Origin of the sequence: Stenotrophomonas capsici (assembly GCF_034961085.1) — a bacterium.
Taxonomy (GTDB): Bacteria; Pseudomonadota; Gammaproteobacteria; order Xanthomonadales; family Xanthomonadaceae; genus Stenotrophomonas; species Stenotrophomonas capsici.
Window position 1 is genome coordinate 1 of sequence record NZ_JAYFUH010000048.1, and the last position, 3,218, is coordinate 3,218.

Annotated in this window: 4 protein-coding genes; all 4 read left to right on the forward strand. The window is 67.9% G+C overall.

The genetic code is table 11. From position 1 onward, the window contains the following. A partial coding sequence (locus tag VA603_RS01640) for a metallopeptidase TldD-related protein (RefSeq protein WP_323437752.1) occupies positions 1–811 on the forward strand: 811 nt, incomplete at its 5' end. A 162-nt stretch (positions 812–973) separates the two neighbouring features. Continuing rightward, complete coding sequence (locus VA603_RS01645; protein WP_323437753.1) at positions 974–1,690, forward strand: DUF4159 domain-containing protein; 717 nt, start codon at positions 974–976, stop codon at positions 1,688–1,690. Positions 1,691–1,706: 16 nt separating this feature from the next. Continuing rightward, positions 1,707–2,696 (forward strand): AAA family ATPase, encoded by a 990-nt coding sequence (locus VA603_RS01650; RefSeq protein ID WP_323437754.1) that lies wholly within the window; start codon positions 1,707–1,709, stop codon positions 2,694–2,696. A 13-nt stretch (positions 2,697–2,709) separates the two neighbouring features. Further along, positions 2,710–3,218 (forward strand): DUF58 domain-containing protein (locus VA603_RS01655; protein WP_323437755.1); only part of this gene is annotated, 509 nt, incomplete at its 3' end.

Consider the following 3,218-nt stretch of genomic DNA (forward strand, 5'->3'; position numbering starts at 1 on the left):
CACCGTGCGCACCGAGGACGGCCGCGGTTCGGGCTGGGTGGGCCGCAACCTGAAGGACGCATCGGACTTCAGGGCCGACCAGGACATCGAGATCGCCAAGCGCAAGGCCACCGAATCGGCCGAGGCCAAGGCGCTGGAGCCGGGCAAGTACACGGTGATCCTGGAGCCGGCCGCCGCCGCGGGCCTGATCAGCTTCATGATGAATTTCTTCAGCGCCCGCTCGGCCGACGAAGGCCGCAGCTTCCTGTCCAGGAAGGGCGGCGGCAACAAGCTGGGCGAGCAGGTCTACGACCCGCAGGTGAACCTGTTCGCCGACCCGTGGCATCCCGATGCACCGGTGCTGCCGTGGGACGGCGAAGGCATGCCGCGCGAGCGCATGGCCATCATCGAGAACGGCAAGGTCGCCAACCTCAGCTATTCGCGCTACTGGGCGCAGAAGCAGGGCAAGACCGCCAACGCGCAGCCGGGCAACCTGCTGATGAGCGGCGGCAGCAAGTCCATCGCCGAGCTGGTGCGCGGCACCGAGAAGGGCATCCTGGTCACCCGCACCTGGTACATCCGCATGGTCGACCCGCAGACCGTGCTGCTGACCGGCCTGACCCGCGACGGCACGTTCTACATCGAGAACGGCCAGATCAAGCACCCGGTGAAGAACTTCCGCTTCAACGAGTCGCCGGTGATCATGCTCAACAACATCGACGAACTGGGCAAGCCGGTGCGCGTGGCCGGTGACGAGTCCAGCTTCGTGATGATGATCCCGCCGATGAAGCTGCGTGATTTCACGTTCACTTCGTTGTCCGATGCGGTGTGATTGATACACCTTCTCCCCCCGGGAGAAGGTGCCCGAAGGGCGGATGAGGGTACGGCGCAACGCACGGTGGCATCGAGCACCATGAGGCTTCGCCCGGCCCTCACCCCAACCCCTCTCCCGCCTGCGGGAGAGGGGCTCCTGGTTTCCTGAGATTCTTGGCCTTTGCTCCAGTCCCGTCTAACGCGAGCGCAATTCCTGCAGCTGCTGCTTGGCGGTGTGGTTGCGGCCGCGTTGCCCGGCCGGGCCCACGCGCAGGCCGGCCGCTACGACTTCTGGTTCACCCGCCTGAAGTACGACTCCGGCGACTGGGACGTGGACGCGCGCATGCCGTCCAACCTGCTCACCTCGCTGGTGGACTACACCACGCTGCGCGTGGACCCCAACGAACATGTCGTGGCGCTGTCCGACCCGAAGATGCTGCGCGCGCCGTTCTGCTACCTGGCCGGGCACAAGCTGGTCGAGTTCAACCCCGACGAACGCCGCAACTTCGAGCGCTACGTGCGCAACGGCGGCTTCGTCTTCGTCGATGACTGCAACCATGACATCGACGGCCTGTTCGCCACCTCGTTCGAGGCGCAGATGCGCGGCATCTTCGGCACCACCGCATTGAAGAAGCTGCCGAACAACCACGCCATCTACAACAGCTTCTTCAAGTTCCCCGAAGGTCCGCCGGCCACCGGCTTCGAGCTCAACGGCTGGGGCGATGACCTGGTGCACGACTACCTCAAGGGCATCGAGATCGATGGCCGGCTGGGCGTGCTCTACAGCAACAAGGACTACGGCTGCGAATGGGACTACGACTGGCGCAACAAACGCTTCCTGGCCGAGGACAACACGAAGTTCGGCGTGAACATCGTGATGTACGCACTGACGCACTGACCCCACTGGTGACCGCATGACTGCCACTTCCCCCGACCTCGATTCCCTGCTGCCCCGCCTGGGCGAACTGCGCGGCGCGTTGGCGCAGGCGGTGGTCGGCCAGCAGGCGGTGGTCGAGCAACTGCTGATCGGCCTGCTCGCCGGCGGCCACTGCCTGCTCGAAGGCGCACCGGGCCTGGGCAAGACGCTGCTGGTGCGCTCGCTCGGGCAGGCACTGGAGCTGCAGTTCCGGCGCGTGCAGTTCACGCCCGACCTGATGCCCAGCGACATCCTCGGCACCGAGCTGCTGGAGGAGGACCACGGCACCGGCAAGCGCGCGTTCCGCTTCCAGCAGGGCCCGATCTTCACCAACCTGCTGCTGGCCGACGAGCTCAACCGCACCCCGCCCAAGACCCAGGCCGCCCTGCTCGAAGCCATGCAGGAGCGCACCGTCAGCTACGCCGGCACCACCTACACGCTGCCCTCGCCGTTCTTCGTGCTGGCCACGCAGAACCCGATCGAGCAGGCCGGCACCTACCCGCTGCCGGAGGCGCAGCTGGACCGCTTCCTGCTGCACGTGCGCGTGGACTACCCCGACGAGGCCGAGGAGCGCGACATCCTGGCCCAGACCACCGGCAGCCACAGCGGCACAGTGCCGAAGGTGATGGATGCCGAGGCGGTCAAGGCACTGCAGGCGGCCGTGCGCGACGTGCACGTCGGCCCCGACCTGCTGACCTGGATCACCCGCCTGGTCCGCGCCAGCCGTCCCGGCGACGGCGCGCCGGCCGAGGTCAACAACTGGATCAAGTGGGGCGCCGGCCCGCGCGCCGGCCAGTCGCTGGTGCTGGCGTCGAAAGCACGCGCCCTGCTGCATGGCCGCTTTGCCGCCACCCGCGAGGACGTGCAGGCCCTGGCCGCGCCGGTGATGCGCCACCGCCTGCTGCTGTCCTTCGCCGCCGAGGCCGAGCAGAAGAGCGCCGATGACGTGATCACCGCATTGCTGCGCACGGTGCCGTTCCCGGCCTGATGCCGATCCCGCCATGGTGTCCCCTGCCCCACCGCTGATTCCCGCCGATGTGCGCAGCCGCCTGCGTGCGTTGCGGCTGTTCCCGCAGCGCGCCAGCGGCAGCCGTGGCATCGGCATGCATGCCAGCCGCAGCCGCGGCGCCGGGCTGGAGTTCGCGCAGTACCGGGCCTACGAACCGGGCGATGAACTGCGCCAGATCGACTGGAAGCTGTACGCCCGCTCGGACCGCTTCTTCGTGCGCGAGTCCGAACGCGAAAGCCCGCTCACCGTATGGCTGGTCCTCGATGCCACCGCCTCGATGCAACAGGCCGACCAGGCCCGGCGCGACTGGACGCGCCTGCACGCCGCCAAGGCCTTGGCAGGCTGCGTGGTCGAACTCGCCCTGCAGCAAGGCGACGCGTTCGGGTTGATCGCCATCAACGGCGACGGCCTGCAGTTGCTGCCGGCCGGTATCGGCCTGCGCCAGCGCGACCGGCTGCACCTGCAACTGCATGGCCTGCACGCACGCGGGCAATGGCCCGG